A 2,549-nucleotide genomic window follows, 5' to 3' on the forward strand; every position below is an offset into this window, starting at 1 on the left:
CCGCGCCCGCGACCGCCGGCGGGGCGCCCCCGGCCCCGGGCCAGGTCGCCGTCCCGGCCGACTGGGTCGCCTCGACCGACGCGGTGCAGAAGGCGACTTTCTCCCATCCGCCGGTGTGGAAGCAGCGCCGGGACAACACCGGGATCTTCTACGGCGAGCCTGGCACGACGTCGGAGTTCGGGCCGACGATGATCGGCGTCGCCCGGGTGGCGGGGTCCGATGCCAAGGCGGCGCTGGACAAGGTCCAGGCCGGTGAGTTCGCCGGGGTGGCGGGGCTGACGAAGAACCCGGTGAGCGCGACCACGGACAGCAGCGGTCAGCCGACCCAGGAACTCACCGGCGCCTACACCCGGGAGGGCCAGCCGGTGTCCTACGCGATGCGGACTGTCTCGGCGAACGGCGCGATCTACGTGCTCATCGTCCGTGGTGCCACGAGTGCCACGGCGTCCATCAACAGTCTCATGGGCGCGCTGCGCACCTCGTTCTCGCCGGCGGCCTGACGCCGGCGGTCACCACCGCGGGCCGCGGGCCGCGCTCACAGCCGCGGCCCCGGTCGCGCCGAGCGCGCCGTCGCGAGCACGTTCCAGATCACTCCGCCGGTGGCGAAGGAGTTCGCGCCGGTCGCGGGCGGCCAGCCGTGCGCCATCCAGGGCAGCAGGTACTGCACGACCCGAGTGGACGACGCGCACTGCGTCTCGCGGCGGAGGGCGACCGCCGGGTCGGTGTCCTGGGTGCTGGTCAGCGGGGCCGTGGCGGGGGCACCGGGAGGGGGGGCCACGCCGTCGGGGACGGGAACCGGGGTCGGCGTCGGCGCGTGCCACGGCGCGCCGTACCGGTCCGTCAGAACGGAGTCCGCGGGCTGGGTGGGTAGCGCGCAGCGGTCCACCGCGCGGAACGGCGCCATGCTCTCCTCCACCGGGGTGATCGCGGTGTTCAGCACCGGTGACCACGGGGTGCCGCCGTAGGGCACGTGGCCGTCCGCGCCGCCGTGGATGACGACGAGCGTGACCGGGGCGGCCGGCTGGCAGCGCGCCACCTCGCGGCTGCCGGCGACCACGGCGATGCCCGCGAGTTCGTCGCCGTGCTCGCAGGCGTACCGGTAGGCGAGCATGCCGCCGTTGGACAGCCCGATCAGGCTGACCCGGGTGCGGTCGACCGGGTAGTTCTCGCTGACGTGCGCGATGAGCGCGCGCAGGTAGCCGACGTCGTCGACGTGGCCGGCCTCGGCGACGCCGCAGCAGGTGCCCGCGTTCCACGCCTTGCCGATCCCGTCGGGATAGAGGACCGCGACGCCCTCGGCGCGGGCGAGTCCGTCGAGGTCCCAGTTCGTCTTCGGGTCGGTGCCGTCGTAGTACAGGCTGTGCAGAGCGACGATGAGCGGGTACGGCGTCGGAGTACCAGGCGGCGGCAGCGTGATCCGGATCGGCAGGCCGCGCCCAGCGCGCTCGAACGCGTCCGGCCCGCCCGTCGCGGTGGGCTCGGGGACCACTTGACCCCGGCGGGACCCGTTCGCTACATCACAGCCAGTAACTGCTAGTAGTGCGGGAACCAGGACGGTAAGGAGCCAGAGCGCGACGACATGGTGGCGGCGAACGGCTGGCACGGTGGCCATTGTGGCCCGCCGACCCGGTCACGGGGGCTACCGGTGCCGGTGATTACTCTTCGTGTTGGAACTGCTGCGGGCGAGATCCCCCTCGGGGGCGCGGACCACATTGAGCCGCGGGCGCTCCGTCGCCGCCGCGGCCACGGGCGGCGGCGGGGCCCAGCGGCCCGCCGGTCGCACCGCCGGCGTCGGGGTGCTCTGGGCGGCCGTGCGGTAGCGGTCGAACGCCTCCTGGGCGCGACTCTCCAGATCGTCCACCAGCGCGAGCGATTCGCGAACCCGTCGTTCTCCCGCGGGCCCGGCGGCGAGCAGGTCGGACAGACAGTTGTCCACCGCGCGTCGTGCCGCCAGCCAGCCGAGGAGCAGCCGGGAACGCTCCATGTCCGAGAGCTCGTCCACCGAGATGTCCCTCCGCTCGCCACTCGTGACGTTGATGAGGCCGCTGCCGCGAAGATCGGTCGTAGCGAGATCGATCGGGCGGGTCTCCTGGCAGTGTCGGATTTCCGGGATCAGGCGGTGTGGGTCGATCTGGTCGATGGCCGGCCTGCGACAACCGGACCTCTCCCAGAGTGCCCCACCCGAGGGCCGAACGCGCCGTAGTTCGCCTAACGCGCACCCACTGGTCCTTACCCCAGACGGTAGAGGCGGGTGGGGAGCGTGGGTCACGGGGGTCCGTGCGACGGGGGCCGGGGGACCGGCGGTAGCGGGCCGGCTGGCCCTGGCGGGACAGCGGATCCCGAGACCGGCTCCAGCGCAGTCGGTCTGGTCGCGGACTCCCTGTCCGACGCGGATTCTGGCTGGCGGGGTGGCGTGGGCGCACCGGCCCTCGACGGCGGTGCCGGGACCGCTCCCCGCGCCGCGGCCGGCGCCGCCGCAGGCCCGGCTGGCACCCCGCCGACCGGCATGTCCGCGTCGATCGGCACGTCCGGGTCGGTCGGTCCAGCCG

At 73.9% G+C, this 2,549-nt stretch carries 2 protein-coding genes and 1 pseudogene; 1 reads left to right on the forward strand and 2 read right to left on the reverse strand.

The features are described from left to right. A pseudogene (locus tag MXD58_RS28790) lies at nt 1-500 on the forward strand (hypothetical protein); the annotation flags it as partial. Nucleotides 501-535: 35 nt separating this feature from the next. On the opposite strand, the gene MXD58_RS28795 reads toward MXD58_RS28790, so the two are convergent. Together MXD58_RS28795 and MXD58_RS28800 are read right to left on the reverse strand one after the other, a co-directional pair. Next, the gene (locus MXD58_RS28795) at nt 536-1,489 is read right to left on the reverse strand and encodes a CE1 family esterase (RefSeq protein ID WP_308302069.1); all 954 of its coding nucleotides are present in this window, start codon (nt 1,487-1,489) and stop codon (nt 536-538) included. Nucleotides 1,490-1,639: 150 nt separating this feature from the next. Continuing rightward, nucleotides 1,640-2,002: a hypothetical protein gene (locus MXD58_RS28800; RefSeq protein WP_248840137.1), complete on the reverse strand. Its 363-nt coding sequence runs from the start codon at nt 2,000-2,002 to the stop codon at nt 1,640-1,642. Nucleotides 2,003-2,549 lie beyond the last annotated feature (547 nt).

The organism is Frankia sp. AgKG'84/4 (assembly GCF_023242965.2).
In the GTDB taxonomy this organism is placed as follows: Bacteria; Actinomycetota; Actinomycetes; order Frankiales; family Frankiaceae; genus Frankia.